Below are 13,471 nucleotides of genomic sequence, written 5' to 3' on the forward strand. Positions count from 1 at the left end.
GTAAATCTGGCATTACAATTAATGCTTTTTAGGTAACAGCATGACCTATTTTCAAATAGTTATATTAGCCCCATTTTGTTTACTTTTACTTATTGCACTTTCTTTATTTCTTTATGAAATATGTGGTCTGAAAAAACTATTTAAATGGTGGTTAGGACTTGATTTTGATACAAAGATTATAGGTACAGCTCCATGTATATTGTTGATTATTTTGGTTCTTATATTTTTGGTTTCCGATACTACTGAGGGGTATAAATCAATAGTATCAATGATGCTTCAAGTATCAGGAGTATCACTGGGGCTAGTTGCCGCAACTATAGCTTTCAGAAACTACCTTAGGAAGTCAGGGGATAAAATTTCATATATACCTATAAAAATGAATACTAATGAAGGGTATTCATTTTTATTGCACAATCAGAAAGATAAACAAGCCTTTGTTTTTGCAATAGATGCTGTTTTAGCCAAAAATAAGAAAAGAATTAGGTTGGTGGACTACTCGAAGCCTCCTATGGAACTAATAACAATTTCTCCGTTTGGAAGTCAACAGATAGATTTACCAAAAGCTGATAAATATGGGGATAGCGATCTACTTTCTTTTGATATTGAAGAAGTATCTCACTTAATATGTATTACTACTAATGGTGAAATGAAGGTAGAAGAGCAAATTTTTAAAAGTTTATCAGATAAATATATTGAGCAAGAAAATATTATTCGTTCAAATTATATTATTAATAAACCTTTAGAATATGATTTTGAAGTAAGCCCTAAAGCTAGGTATTGGGTGTTTTTTGACTATAGCTATAGTACTTCATACTCAGGTATTAGCAGTTCTAGAGCTATTTTAACAGCTTATATTGAAAATGGACAATTTTTAGTATGTGAATGTATGGATAATAAAATTAATGATAAGCGTTATTATTCTTATATTTTGGAAAAAGCTCATAAGAAAACTGTTGATGAATCAAATTATTGTTCTTACGGAGACAAAAAGGCGTCAGAAGGCACATATTTAGTTAATGGTCTGTTGGAACAGGAATTACATATTGATTATATTCTGAAACCTGCAATTAAAATCATAAGTATTAATAAAATTTCTTATAGCAATATCCCTATGCTTTAACCTCTCCCTGAAGCTCAGACACAAACCCATTAGAAGCATCAATTCGATGCGTGATAGTGGTCACTATCCAGTTATGATTATCCATTTCAGTCTTGAAGCCCACCAATTTGAGTGGGCTTTCTGCACTTAGTTCTGCATTGCCTCGTGCGAGATTAACGCTCACACTTGCTAAGCTGCGCTTTAGACGTTTGAATTGTTGATCCGCTGCGGTTTTAGCCTCCTTTTCATTGTTGTAAATCTTTCTAATCTTAAACGGCCGGCGATCTTCACCAACTATTAATGTTTGGCGTTTGGCTTTGTCTGAAAGCAGAAAACGCACCTCAACTCCTGTGTATTGGTCACGGTCAGAAACTGTGTAGTTATGTTGATCTCCATCTGATCGGTGGTGCGTGATCGTATCCAGGCTTTCCCCTGAAGCCGTTTTACCGGCACCCCGTTCTAAAAAGAGCAGTGTTCCATTTTTAATCGTCGCAATAGCGTCATACTCTTCAGCAATTCGAGTGAGAAGATTCGCATCAGACTCGTTTGCTTGCGACTTCTCTTTGATTTTGATCTTTTGGTAAATCTCAGCAACCTTGGATTCTAGCTTATGTTTTTTGGCAATCGCTTCGACAATCTCTTGAATCGTTTTATTCTCAAAGAGTAAGCTTTTACGCTCTAAGAGCTCTTTCTTAAAGTCTGCAGAGTGAGCTCCAATAGTAATAATATCGGGTGGGCCAGAGTGCATGACTGAATCAACGATGAACTTGCCTTTATTAATGAGATTGATACCAAAGCCAATGGCGATCTGGATCTCGGCATCACGATTTGGGAGTTCTATTAAACCGTCAGAATCATTAATCACAATCTGCAAGGTATCGGCATCAAAGCCTCTGTTTTCAATCAGAGAGATACTATTGATATTATTATTGAGTAAGATAGACGGCATCCCATTAATCGTGATGGCCACATTTGGTTGATTTTGATTTATTACTAACATTTATAGCCCCAATGCACCTTTCATGCCGACAGCGATTTTTGAATAATCTAGGTTATCATCACCTTCACGTTTGAAATTGATCGTGTACTCAATCACCTTTGGCCGTCCGTCGGCGACTTGATGAGTTTCTGATGTTGTCATGCTCTCAATCACATAAAAACCATGCGTTGTGCCGTTCGATTCAATTAACGGGAATGCTAATCCTGATGCCGCTTGAATCTCAAATGTCTGCAGTGCTAAACGGCCACCTGTTACAAATGGCACTAATGTGCCAGTGATGGTAATTTTATCTTCACCTGGACCAAGATATTGCCGTGCATCTCTTGCCCCAATTCGTTTATTATATGCGTGGTTAAAGTTTTTCTCAGTACTCACTTGAGCGTAGGGCACATTACTTGCCGAAAACAGCGAGAAGCCCCAAATCATTTGCGGTAACATTAGTGTTCATCTCCTATAAATGCTTTGCTTTTGATAGCTCGTGCAACAGCGCCCCCAATTACGTCTGGGCTTGCGTTAGTGGTTGCATGAACCTCAACGTGTACTTCTTGATGATTAGTAGTAGTGATATTCTTAATAGGATTAGCAGGAGTAATGACTAATGCTGCAGTTCCTGCATTCGTTCTTTGCTTCGGTGTGCGTCCGAAAACCCCATCCAATTGCTCTCCTATTAAGTCACCGGTATAACTCAAGCTATTTGCAAAGTAATCGTAAGTATTACCGGCAACGTTGCCCGTTTTTTTCATCCAGTCAGGTGCTTCAAATGAGAAAAGCTCGCTAATTCCGGTGATCATCTGCTGAATTAAGTCTAGAACCCATTCAAACATATCAACAACGGGTTGTGTGGCACTCAGTATAAAATCCCACATAGAGCCAAACCAACCAGCAATTGTACTCCAGTTGTCACCAATCCATTCAAAGCCCTTGATTACTTCTTTAATCGCTTGCATTAACCAAGCAAACGGTAATGTTGCAACATCATAGATGAAACTAAGTAATGGTCCGATATATGGAATCTCATAGATCAGATCGCTAACGCTATTACGAAAGTCTAATAAGAAATCGAGTATCCCTCGGGATGTATTAAAAAAGTTGGTAAACCCACTCGTATCAATAGTAGGCGATACCCACATATTGCCAAGCCACTCAACCCCTTGGATTGCTTTTTCAATTAACCAGGATAATAGTAGAAATGGTGCGGTAGATAGCTCATAAATAAAGCTTAAAGCACTTCCTATAACTGGGATTCTCTTTAGAATATCGCTAATGTTTTTACGAAGATTAAGTATGAAGTCAACACTTCCTCTTAGTAAGCCCGTAAACTTATTAGCGCCAGACATATCAAATGCTGGCATTATCCAAGCATTGCTAATCCAACTAATACCCTCGATTACTTTGTCGATCACCCATTTTAAGAGGAGAAAAGGTGCAGTAGAGAGTTCATAAATAAAGCTTAATACTCCTCCAATAATCGGGATTTTAGATAAGAACTCACTGATTCTTTTGCGTAATGTAACAAGAGATTCCAATCCCTTTTGGATATAAGTTACTGGCGCATCAAAGAACGCCTGGAAGAACTCCCATATTTGATCTTTATAGTAAACAAGAGCGACAATGGCGGCGATTATCGCCGCTATCACAAGTACAATAGGGTTCGCTAAAACAGCCATATTGAAAATAGCCATCGCAATAGATAGTGCTCCTAGCCCTCCTACAACTGCAACAATGCCGGCTGTTACTCTAAAGAGAGTGCCGGCAAGCTTGGGATTTTCTTTAATCCAGTCACTGATTTTACGAGTCATCTCTGTGATGGACTGAATGAGTGAACGAATACCGCCAGTTTCAAGCTCTGATACGTTTATTTGTACGGCTTCAATAGCGGATAAAAATCCAACCCAATCACCTTTAACGTTGTCAGACATTACGCCAGCAACTCTTGCGGCTTCTCCTTCAGCGTTATAAGCAGCTTCGATTATTTTGATAAATTCATCATAACCATTTTCATCTATGAAACCGGCAAATCCAGCGGCTGCCTCTTTACCGGCAATATCAGTTAAGTATCCTAGCCTTTGGGCATCTCCCATTTTTTCGGTAGCTTTGATCATATCAATAATGATGTCAGGCATTCCTCGGAAGTTACCTGCAGCATCTTTAGTTTTTATCTTCAAAGTATCAAGTGCTTTAGCCGCTCGACCTGTCGGAGCCGCTAAGTTTACTGCTAATGTTTTCAGGGATGTTCCTGCTTGTGAGCCTTGAATCCCGATATTTCCTAAAATACCTGCCATTGCGGCTGTTTCTTCTAGCGGGATATTGAGCTTGTTGGCAATAGGAGCAACGTATTTCATCGTTTCACCGAGAGTCTCAATACTTGTATTAGTACGAGTAAATACGCTCACTAAAATATCTGAAACCTTATTCATTTCGCTTGGATCTAATCCAAAAGCAGAGAGAATATTAGAACCGATATCTGCAGCACGTCCAACATCAACACCACCTGCTTTCGCAAGATCAAGCGTTGAGGGCAGGGCATCCATAATTGCTTGGGGATCAAAGCCGGCCATTGCATAGAACCCTTGTGCATCCGCTGCTTGTGTTGCACTGGCCCACGTTGTTGCACCTAATTCTTTTGCTTGTTCACGGAGTTTTGCAAGCATAGGATCATCTGCGTTCATACGAGTTAAGGCTTGCACTTTACTCATTTGTTCATCAAAGTTGAAGCCTGGCATCATGAAGCGTGCGCCCACATATGTTGCTGCGGTAGCGGCTCCCGTCATTTTTACGCCACGACTCATTTGCTCTTTGCCACGATCCATTGCGGCTTGTCTGCGTCTAACTAATCCCATCTCCTTATCCATTTTTGCATTACGCATATCAATGGCTTTGTTGGTTTCATTAATGCGACTTAGTAGCTCTTTTTCTGATTGAATCAATTCATTAGAAACCGGAGCTCCAATTTTAGCGAGTCGTTGTTGCTCGGCCTGAACATCTTTTAAAGCGCCTTTTGTGGATTTTAAGACACTATTATATTGTCCCATATCGGCTCTATAACCTTGGCTTAAGCGCTGTGACTGCTTTGCAATGCCACGAAGCGGGGCAGTGATCTTATCAATGGCCGCTATTTGGACTTTTAATTGTAGATTGCTCATATAAAAAAAGAGTCTGCGATCTTAGTGCGGGAATCTGCAGACTCTTTACCTCCTATTTCTTTTGCTTCGATTCATCCATTGCGGTTTGTTGTCTATCGTTTTCGAGTATTGCTTCACAGTTCCAGATCAGTAGGTCTGTGAGTGACATCTCGATCAAATCGCGATAAGTGAAGAATGGGAATGTTAATCCAATTCCTCTGATTAAATCCTCAACGTAGATGCCTACATCGCTTGTGTCGTTAGAAGCTGAATTTCTGCCCCTGATTCCTGCAAGCCTTTTACTAAATCGTTCAAGTTCTTTGGGAATAAAAACCCCAACACTAAGTTATTAATCATGTTGAAGTCACCAAGCCCTAAACGCTCAACTGATTGCAATGGCCAATCACTAACTGCAGAGACGAAGTTCATCACTTGCTGGGTATCACCGGATTGTAGCTGTGTGATTGAGATTCCTTTCATGTTGCCGGCGTATGGTTTTTTGAGTGTGATCTCGGTATATTCCTTCTCGCCGATCATTACTGGTTCATCAAGCTTGAGTGTTACGCCAGTGATAGTTTCTTTGATTTTTTCTTCTTTCTTACTCATGACTGTTTTCCTATATTTCAATAAATTAATGGATTAAATTAATGCTTTAGGCAATGCCTGGCTTAATAGCCAAGCGCTGCGTTTTCTTCTGCTTTGAGGTCTACACCATTAACGATGAGGACGTTATCGAGCACTCGCTCAACATAGATAACTTCGTTGTTCCAGATGTATTCTGCTGTGATTGCATTAAGTGTGACTTCACCACCTGATAGATCACCTTTCTTCAATGATTCAGGATCATTTTCAAGGCTTCCCGTAAAGTTGGCCGTAAATGGAATTAAGTCACAAGTTGCTGGGTCTTCAATCGCCCCCTTAAACTGCAGACGAATATTCCCTAAACCGCAACCTTGTGGAATGAGTGTTTGAATATCAATGCCTTTCGTGGTGAACTTCACTTCCATTGAGCCTTCAAAACCTACTGGAATCTTGAGCGGTCTTGTCATGCCACCTGTTTTAATCTCTACATACTCTTTGGCCGTAGAGGGAAGGGTGACCTCTTCCACAGTGCGCCCGATCGGGTCTGCATTGAGAAAGAGTTCAAAGTTTTTTAATACGCCAGGTAATCTCATGTTTATACTCCCGCAATTTCGTTGATGAAATCACTTGTAAGCGTGACTTCAAGAGATGGATTTTCTGCAGGTGGAACAGGGGTAAATTTCAGTTCCCATGCAGGTTTACCATTCATCAGATCGTCCTTACCGTTCTTCTTAGGGTGGAGAATAATCTCACCACCAAGGATACGGCCAGCTCGTTTGTGATCAGATAAACGGTTGTTATAATTCAAGCGGAAATCTTCCATAATCGCTTTAGTAAGCGGTTTATCTTGCATTGAACGTCGTAGATACTCTGCGGCTTCTTCAGCTAAAAAGTTATTGGTACGTGTGTAGACTTCAAAGAAGAGGGAAGAATCAGGCTTAGATGCTGTTCTATTACCCCAAATTTTGATACCCCCATCATCGCGAACAAAAACCGAGACTCCCTTTTCGTTCAACGTATTTGCACCGGTACCATAACCATTGACTGCTTTAAAAGTGACTTCTTTAGTCGTGCCCACAACTTCTTTAAGAAGATTGTTTGAGAGTGACCAGTGCCATCCTTTTTCTTGATCTAACCGAGCACGAAGCCCAGCAAGCTGTGCAACTGAATAGCGCTCAGTATCTGCTTTTAGCTCAGTGTTATACGCTAATCCATTGTTGAAAACAGGCATAGCATAAGCACTGGAGAATCCTTCACGGGCTTTTAAAGCCTCAGAGATCGTTGCGCTTTCATCAAAAGAGACATAAGCAAAGCCGAGTGCTTTCTCAGCGATATTCGCAAGCTTCAGGCGAACGCTTGGCGTTGTGTCATACTTCGGGCAAATGAAGATTTTAGGCTGAACACCGCATTGTTGCTGTGCAAGCTCAAAAACCTCTAAGCCTGTGCGTTTATCATCTTTGATGTCGCCCATCACGTTTGCAATCGTGCCCTTTTCGTCAACACCTTCCTCAACACGAATCACGATGATTGCGGTTGATGCTTCTTTATAGATGTCTTGAAGCGCTTCTTTGAGTGTTCCAGTTGCACCGGCTTTGCCGATCGCTTCTGGGATATTCGTCACTAAAACGGCTTGGTTAAGTGGGAAAGCTTCAATATCAGCATCATCTGCCGTTGCAAGAAGCCCAATTGTTGATGTGGCCACAAATGGCATTGGGGTATAGCCGTGCTCATTAATCTGCAGACTGACACCGTGGTTGTATTCTGTACTCATTATTTAGCATCCTTCTTCGCTGTTTTCGTTGCTATTTCCGTTTTAGCGGTATCTTCAACAAAGCCCGCATCAACCCATTTTTGAGCATCTTTCTCTGTGTAATGCTCCCCTTTTTCAAATCGGCGATTGCCTTTCCGAAATTCTCTAATTACGATCATTTGAGTTCTCCCCAATATTGAATGACTCCGCCATGGACATTTTTTAAGACACAAATACTTCCCGGCGGAATGGGTAAGTACAATCCGTATTGCGCATGAAAGCCGACTTTCACACCATCTATAAAAAATTCGTTTTGATTAGCCGTATCAATGATGATAAAAATCAATCTGCCTGTGTCGTTAACATACTCAGTGTCGTATTCCCGCTCTTTTGTAACGTCATACCACTTTTGATTATGTCCAAGTGTCTGCCCCTGCAGTAAACTCAAAGGCACAAGCGTATTACCATTTGACCCCATGCTTGCTGCAACATTTCGCGTAGAAGCATCACCATGCCCCATATTTTTACGGCCTAGCGCTGCAGTCGTAGCGCCATGACCACCTTCGGTAATTGGCTTGACTCGTGTGAATGCGGCATCGGCTCTTGCTTGTGCAGTTTTCGCATTTGCTACTCCAGTGTCGGCAGTTTTCTGTGCATCCTCCGCTTTACTGACTCCGAGTAATGCGTTGATGTTTGCGTCATATGCTGATTTAGCACTAGCAACGAGATCTGATCTGTTAACTTTAAGATCCGAGTTAAGCTGATCGGTTGTGAGTGGGATTAAATTTCCACTAACTCTAAGAAAACCTTTTATATTAGTAGTGTTATAAGTAGTCCATTCTTCAGCCCACTCACCATATACACCGTTAGCACTCATAACTCTAAGCGCTCTGCGAGGTTCTGTATAAGCGATAGCTGTCTGTTTTCTTCTATCGCCCCCTCTATAAATCAAAGATGTTTCAACCCAGTTATAGCCAGAAAAAGGTAAGTTTGTTGTTAGATTTGTTGAAATATGGGCGCCGTATAGACCAATAGACCCTACTTCAAGATCATCCGCTGATCCTGTAAATAGATAGCTTCCTTTAGTTTTCAAATATTCTGAAGCAACATCTTCGGGAAGCACTTTTTTCTGTGCTACATTCATAGCCTCAACTGCATTGGCATTAGCTGTATTTGCAGTTTTCTGAGCGATGACAACATCACGATTAAGTTGATTAACGACATAAATAGATGCGGCTCTATCTCTATAATCGCCTAACGAACTTGTTAACTGATCTTCAGTTAAAGGAATGAGTTTCCCATTAGCTCTTAAAAAACCCTTAATAGATTTCGTATTAGATGTTGAGTAAAACTCAGCCCACTCAGAAATTACTCCATTCTTAGAACTGATCATTGCTAAACGATTATCGGTACTTAAATGAAGTGATGACCAATAAGTTCCGCCCCACCCCGCGGTCACTAAAGAATCACCAGATGACTTCCAGCTAGGGAATCCTGTCGCCCCTCCTGCAACTCTATAAAACCCGTTAGCAATTCTCTGACTTGCATCATATTCAACAGATAATGGTGGGGCATTAGTAATAGAGCCAAGCCCAAAAGAATAAAGATCCATTTTCTTCAATGCTTCATTCATCGCATCAACTGCATTAGCATTCGCAGTATTCGCTGTCTTCTGTGCATTTACAGCCGCACGATTCACATTATTGACTGCAAAGATCGATGCAATCTTCGTCTTATCATCGCTGAGCGTTGATGTAATTGGCACATTCAAAATTTTGTTGTAATCAAGGGAGCTATTACTTGTAAGGATATCAATCCAGCCGCTCCATGTTTTTGCATCAAGCGCATTACGATAACTGATCTCTTTGTCTGTATAATAGAACTGCTTAATGGCATATTTACCGGAAGCATCACGCCATTGACCAAATACTGCGAGAATCCCATTGCCCTTAAGGCTTGAAATTCCTGACATAAAGCCTTTCCCAAAGTAATACTCGGGTAGTTCATTTTGTATTTTTCTTAAATCAGCATGAACCCCGATTCCCATCTCATGGATATTTGCAATCGTACAAGCAAGATCCAAGATCGGATTATTGGTATTAGGCTGATCCTTTTCATGAGTTGGCTGATCACCCACAACAGGATGTAATCGAGCCATAATGCGGATAGCATCAAGCTTATTTTCTGGAATGATCAGCTTTTTATCTAAGAAGAGATCTTCTTTTCTTGCTGTTTCAATCATCTATAAACTCCCGTATAAGTACTCGCCGTTATACAGCGCTTTGTTGTTATAAAGTAAAGTCTGCTCATACTTCACTATTCTGAGCTTGTTACGTGCTGAACTTGTGTAATAGAGAAGATTGACGGCATTGTTGTATTGATCAATCGTGAAATGGTTCTCAAAAGTCACATCATATTCCGCCCAATGCCCTGAGTTTTCGACAAATGTCATCTCTCCAAGTCCTGCTGCTCTTATGACTCTTCGCATCGATTCAATCGTGCCTTTCTTTCGATTGATTAACGGTGCTGCAGCAATCACTTCTCGTTTTCTTTGTATTGGCCAGTCGTGATTAAATTCATCAACGTCGAGTGACCAAGCTAGCCAAGGAAGCAGATCAACCGGACAAAACCATGGGTTCCAGATCCACTGAAACTTGAAATCTTCCGGCGGACGATTCGCAAAAAAGCCGGTCTGTTCAAGATCGATCTCAAACTGTGTTGATGTCCGCGGCAATAACGATTGTTGCTGAATGTTATTCGGCATTACGATTCCTCCGCTTTTCTTGTAACAACGACATCTTTAATGACGATGTAGGCAAAAGGTTCTGGCATCACATCACTTTTTGGCATTGTAATTTCAATATTCTGAATACCAGGGACTCGTGCAGTTGCATGAATTAAGTTGTAAGTAAGCGGATCGCCAAAGCTCAATCGATCATTCAGTTTTAGCAGCGCTTCTTTCACTGCTTTATTCACTGACTCTTCAAAATAGCCGTTGTAATAAGTCGCAATGAGTTCAATGGTTACTTCGTGAATCTTGCCACTTCTCACAATAAGCTTGTCATTAAGCGGCCTTTTATCATCTGGTGTGATGAAGTCATTAACCTGTTTAATCAGTGTCTTATTCGCTTGGCCATTTCCTTTTCTAGAACGAATATAAAGATGCACTTCTCCCGGCACGGGTGTTGGTAACATCACAAACGACTCTTTGACTTCTTCACTTGCTTCAATCGCTAAACGCTCATATCCCGATTTGGGACCTGCTACTTGTGCTAGTCGGTCTGCAGTTTGTGCCCGAAAACGTAAGCTCTCATCATCTTCAAGCACCGCAGGCCTTGGCGGGTTCGTTGTGTCATCTGCCGGCACTAACACTCGGCGATAGATCAGCAGGTTTGCGGCTAATACATCAAGATTATTGTGCGTTGCATATTTGAGCATCGATTGCTTTAAATCTTCGTTATATGCATTCTTCATATTGATGCGATCATAAGCCCAGGACTCGAATGCTTTTTTAAGCGGATCACTCTCAAGCACGATCTCTTGATAGCTCGGATGTCTACTCACAAAATTAGCAGTGATCTCTTCGAGCTCTTTCTCAAAATCAATGACTTTAAAAACAGTAGGTTCAGGAAGATCAACAAGATATTGACTGGCTTTAAATTGCATTATTTAATCTCCCTCTCAAAAGTAAATGTGTCATTCGTCTCTTTTTTGACTGCTTCGATCTCAATTTTCGGATGCCCAGGCATATCAATTTTCAAGTTGATTCTGCGTATCTCAATGCGTGGTTCATATTGTGTAAATGCCATCATCAATGAGCTCATTAAAAGCATTCGATATTCGGCATTCATTGGGGCATCGATCTTGGGTACTAAGATCGTGCCGTAATCTCTTCTCATCACTCTTGTACCTATCGCTGTTGTCGCAATATCTAAGAGTGATTGAATGATGTGTTCATTCTCAGAAATGGGTAAACCTGTATTTCTATCGATCATGTTTACTCCATTACATCTGACATGCCTTCTGGCGTGTCATGTTTGTGGGTTGTGAGTGGGATGCCGTTTACAATCATTTCAACGCTGTAAGCGGGTGCGTTAAACCTTGCCGTATTGTTGAAAACGACTGGGTAATTAAATACTGCTTGTAATGATGATCTGCCCATTCCACCGCCGGCAGATAATCCACCACTGATAAAGACATTGCCATTCAAGTTAATAATCGGTGACTTAATGATTGCTTGTGAGCTTGCATTAAGCGTGATTCTGTCGCTGTTTGTAATGATCTCTTGTGAGTTCACTACTGTTTTAGCTTGTGAATTAATAACTGTTTCATTGCTCACATTTATTTGTAAGTTATTGCCGGCATGATGAATTGAGTCACCATTATGAAAAAGGATTTTAAAATCTGTTTCACCAAGCCCCCCGAAGATATTCGCGATGTCATAGAGGCATAGAAAGCGATTAACTTCATTCTCACCAGACTCGCTAACAACAAGACCACCCATGCCAATCTTTGGATAAGCAAAGATCGCTGTATTCCCCATAAATGGAAGAGAATAGGGCATCCATGGTGATTTGTGATCACCGCCCATCGAAGCTTGCACAAGAATCTGGCCGTTCTCACGTTTAATTCCAATGATTTCTTGAACTTGTATCAGCTCCGATAATCTTCTTTCCACATCTGTTGGTAACATGCTTATGACTCCAAACTAGTTTTATCTGCAAGAGCTTTGGTAATTTCGTCTCTTACGATGATTCTTTCAGTTTTACCGATTCCTAATAACCTGCGCTCGGGGTATCTCACTTTTAAACCGAGTTTGTTAACTGTTGCTTCTCCCCCTTCCTGGTGGGTTTCTAATATGTGAATATTTTTACCCCGAAAACCGACCATTGCTTCTTCTGCACTATTTTCAATAAACATTAAGCGCTTGGCTTTTCTACTAAGCTTTTTAAACATCAGCCCTTTTGGTGCATTTTTGTTCTTCTGCGGCCTTCTTGGGGCAAACTTGTTGAAGTCTGGATCAACATTCTTTTTAATCTGGCCAGCTCGGTTTCCACGAATTCTCATCGCAATAACCTTTGCCATTTTTCTTCTGGCACTAGGTTTTACATTTCGCATAAGAGCAGAGAGTTCATCATTTAACTCTTGATCATGGACAGTGAATTGCATCTATCATTCCTTCATCATCTTTCATGATGTAGCGGTTTCTGACTTTGAGGCGTACTTGCATAAAAGCATCATTTTCTTTGATGACTTCAACATCAAAATTCATACCTTTTTTAAGTTCATCCTCTGTTAAGCCACCATTGTTCTCTTCGTACCAAACACGAATCGCACCTAATACAGAAGGGTAGGGCTTGATCATGTTTGTTAGATTAATGACAACTAATTCTTTGAGATAAAGAGAAAAATATTCCTGTTCAACGCTACCTTCATCTATCCAGATCTCGACAGATGCTGGGTCTTTTACATATTTCTCAACTAGCTTTTTAAGTCCATTAATCATTTTGTACTCACTTTTTCATCAATGCGCTCAACCTTGATTTCTAAGCTATTCATGCGCCGTTCCAGTGCTTGCGTTGATTGATCTGATCGCATCAAATGTCGATCCACGTTTTCAATCTTTACGAAAATTTCACGTTGTTGAATCACTGACTCATTGACTGCTGCCGTTAATGAGCCGATTTGTCCTGATTGACTAGTAAGATGTGCCGAGCCGATCGTAACAAGAACCCCAATCACGAATGTTAAAATGCCAATTACCACTTTTAGCATTCGTTTATCAATTACTGCGTTTGTTGTTTGTGCTACTTGTGTCATTGCATACTCTTTTATATAAATCGTTATAGTTTTCTTCCTGCAGTTTCGTTTCTTCAGTATCCTTTTCAGATACGTAATGGATATCGAAAAGCAGGCAT

General features: G+C 40.6%; 16 protein-coding genes. 1 reads left to right on the forward strand and 15 read right to left on the reverse strand.

The genetic code is table 11. The features are described 5' to 3' along the window. Positions 1–40: 40 nt before the first annotated feature. On the forward strand, positions 41–1,120 hold the full coding sequence (locus tag MMG00_RS12810; protein WP_242148983.1) for a hypothetical protein: 1,080 nt from the start codon (positions 41–43) through the stop codon (positions 1,118–1,120). On the opposite strand, the gene MMG00_RS12815 is transcribed toward MMG00_RS12810, so the two are convergent. The 15 genes from MMG00_RS12815 to MMG00_RS12885 form a co-directional block, all read right to left on the reverse strand. Then, complete coding sequence (locus MMG00_RS12815) at positions 1,110–2,099, reverse strand: contractile injection system protein, VgrG/Pvc8 family (protein WP_242148985.1); 990 nt, start codon at positions 2,097–2,099, stop codon at positions 1,110–1,112. The two genes, MMG00_RS12810 and MMG00_RS12815, sit on opposite strands and share 11 nt — an antisense overlap. Next, positions 2,100–2,537, reverse strand: a complete 438-nt coding sequence (locus tag MMG00_RS12820; protein ID WP_242148987.1) for a phage tail protein — start codon at positions 2,535–2,537, stop codon at positions 2,100–2,102. Continuing rightward, complete coding sequence (locus MMG00_RS12825; RefSeq protein WP_242148989.1) at positions 2,537–5,242, reverse strand: phage tail tape measure protein; 2,706 nt, start codon at positions 5,240–5,242, stop codon at positions 2,537–2,539. The genes MMG00_RS12820 and MMG00_RS12825 overlap by 1 nt, the downstream gene beginning before the upstream one ends. 222 nt (positions 5,243–5,464) lie before the next feature. After that, positions 5,465–5,827, reverse strand: coding sequence for a phage tail assembly protein (locus MMG00_RS12830; RefSeq protein WP_242148992.1), 363 nt, complete (start codon positions 5,825–5,827; stop codon positions 5,465–5,467). A gap of 62 nt (positions 5,828–5,889) precedes the next feature. Then, positions 5,890–6,396 carry a phage major tail tube protein gene (locus tag MMG00_RS12835; protein WP_242148994.1) on the reverse strand — a complete coding sequence of 169 codons (507 nt, stop codon included), beginning with the start codon at positions 6,394–6,396 and terminating at the stop codon, positions 5,890–5,892. A 2-nt stretch (positions 6,397–6,398) separates the two neighbouring features. Further along, entirely contained in the window at positions 6,399–7,574 is a 1,176-nt protein-coding gene (locus MMG00_RS12840; protein WP_242148996.1) for a phage tail sheath subtilisin-like domain-containing protein, read from the reverse strand. Beyond that, positions 7,574–7,732 carry a hypothetical protein gene (locus MMG00_RS12845; RefSeq protein WP_242148998.1) on the reverse strand — a complete coding sequence of 53 codons (159 nt, stop codon included), beginning with the start codon at positions 7,730–7,732 and terminating at the stop codon, positions 7,574–7,576. The genes MMG00_RS12840 and MMG00_RS12845 overlap by 1 nt, the downstream gene beginning before the upstream one ends. Further along, positions 7,729–9,795, reverse strand: coding sequence for a hypothetical protein (locus tag MMG00_RS12850; RefSeq protein ID WP_242149000.1), 2,067 nt, complete (start codon positions 9,793–9,795; stop codon positions 7,729–7,731). The genes MMG00_RS12845 and MMG00_RS12850 overlap by 4 nt, the downstream gene beginning before the upstream one ends. Then, positions 9,796–10,317, reverse strand: coding sequence for a phage tail protein I (locus tag MMG00_RS12855; protein ID WP_242147831.1), 522 nt, complete (start codon positions 10,315–10,317; stop codon positions 9,796–9,798). After that, a complete protein-coding gene (locus MMG00_RS12860) occupies positions 10,317–11,219 on the reverse strand; it encodes a baseplate assembly protein (protein WP_242147829.1) in 903 nt (300 codons plus the stop codon). The genes MMG00_RS12855 and MMG00_RS12860 overlap by 1 nt, the downstream gene beginning before the upstream one ends. Next, positions 11,219–11,548 carry a GPW/gp25 family protein gene (locus MMG00_RS12865; protein WP_242147827.1) on the reverse strand — a complete coding sequence of 110 codons (330 nt, stop codon included), beginning with the start codon at positions 11,546–11,548 and terminating at the stop codon, positions 11,219–11,221. The genes MMG00_RS12860 and MMG00_RS12865 overlap by 1 nt, the downstream gene beginning before the upstream one ends. A gap of 2 nt (positions 11,549–11,550) precedes the next feature. Then, the gene (locus MMG00_RS12870) at positions 11,551–12,246 is read right to left on the reverse strand and encodes a hypothetical protein (protein WP_242147825.1); all 696 of its coding nucleotides are present in this window, start codon (positions 12,244–12,246) and stop codon (positions 11,551–11,553) included. 2 nt (positions 12,247–12,248) lie between these two features. After that, a complete protein-coding gene (locus MMG00_RS12875; protein ID WP_242147823.1) occupies positions 12,249–12,722 on the reverse strand; it encodes a phage virion morphogenesis protein in 474 nt (157 codons plus the stop codon). Beyond that, positions 12,703–13,059, reverse strand: a complete 357-nt coding sequence (locus MMG00_RS12880) for a phage tail protein (RefSeq protein WP_242147821.1) — start codon at positions 13,057–13,059, stop codon at positions 12,703–12,705. Before MMG00_RS12880 ends, MMG00_RS12875 begins: the two co-directional genes overlap by 20 nt. Continuing rightward, the gene (locus MMG00_RS12885) at positions 13,056–13,373 is read right to left on the reverse strand and encodes a hypothetical protein (protein ID WP_242147819.1); all 318 of its coding nucleotides are present in this window, start codon (positions 13,371–13,373) and stop codon (positions 13,056–13,058) included. The genes MMG00_RS12880 and MMG00_RS12885 overlap by 4 nt, the downstream gene beginning before the upstream one ends. Between the last annotated feature and the right edge of the window lie 98 nt (positions 13,374–13,471).

Source organism: Ignatzschineria rhizosphaerae (assembly GCF_022655595.1).
In the GTDB taxonomy this organism is placed as follows: domain Bacteria; phylum Pseudomonadota; class Gammaproteobacteria; order Cardiobacteriales; family Wohlfahrtiimonadaceae; genus Ignatzschineria; species Ignatzschineria rhizosphaerae.

Excerpts from the sequence above, each read along its gene's own strand:
- MMG00_RS12860 (WP_242147829.1), bottom strand. The coding sequence starts at position 11,219 with ATGCAATTTAAAGCCAGTCAATATCTTGTTGATCTTCCTGAACCTACT.
- MMG00_RS12835 (WP_242148994.1), bottom strand. The coding sequence starts at position 6,396 with ATGAGATTACCTGGCGTATTAAAAAACTTTGAACTCTTTCTCAATGCA.
- MMG00_RS12825 (WP_242148989.1), bottom strand. The coding sequence starts at position 5,242 with ATGAGCAATCTACAATTAAAAGTCCAAATAGCGGCCATTGATAAGATC.
- MMG00_RS12865 (WP_242147827.1), bottom strand. The coding sequence starts at position 11,548 with ATGATCGATAGAAATACAGGTTTACCCATTTCTGAGAATGAACACATC.
- MMG00_RS12875 (WP_242147823.1), bottom strand. The coding sequence starts at position 12,722 with ATGCAATTCACTGTCCATGATCAAGAGTTAAATGATGAACTCTCTGCT.
- MMG00_RS12815 (WP_242148985.1), bottom strand. The coding sequence starts at position 2,099 with ATGTTAGTAATAAATCAAAATCAACCAAATGTGGCCATCACGATTAAT.
- MMG00_RS12855 (WP_242147831.1), bottom strand. The coding sequence starts at position 10,317 with ATGCCGAATAACATTCAGCAACAATCGTTATTGCCGCGGACATCAACA.
- MMG00_RS12850 (WP_242149000.1), bottom strand. The coding sequence starts at position 9,795 with ATGATTGAAACAGCAAGAAAAGAAGATCTCTTCTTAGATAAAAAGCTG.
- MMG00_RS12830 (WP_242148992.1), bottom strand. The coding sequence starts at position 5,827 with ATGAGTAAGAAAGAAGAAAAAATCAAAGAAACTATCACTGGCGTAACA.
- MMG00_RS12840 (WP_242148996.1), bottom strand. The coding sequence starts at position 7,574 with ATGAGTACAGAATACAACCACGGTGTCAGTCTGCAGATTAATGAGCAC.
- MMG00_RS12885 (WP_242147819.1), bottom strand. The coding sequence starts at position 13,373 with ATGACACAAGTAGCACAAACAACAAACGCAGTAATTGATAAACGAATG.
- MMG00_RS12880 (WP_242147821.1), bottom strand. The coding sequence starts at position 13,059 with ATGATTAATGGACTTAAAAAGCTAGTTGAGAAATATGTAAAAGACCCA.
- MMG00_RS12845 (WP_242148998.1), bottom strand. The coding sequence starts at position 7,732 with ATGATCGTAATTAGAGAATTTCGGAAAGGCAATCGCCGATTTGAAAAA.
- MMG00_RS12820 (WP_242148987.1), bottom strand. The coding sequence starts at position 2,537 with ATGTTACCGCAAATGATTTGGGGCTTCTCGCTGTTTTCGGCAAGTAAT.
- MMG00_RS12870 (WP_242147825.1), bottom strand. The coding sequence starts at position 12,246 with ATGTTACCAACAGATGTGGAAAGAAGATTATCGGAGCTGATACAAGTT.
- MMG00_RS12810 (WP_242148983.1), top strand. The coding sequence starts at position 41 with ATGACCTATTTTCAAATAGTTATATTAGCCCCATTTTGTTTACTTTTA.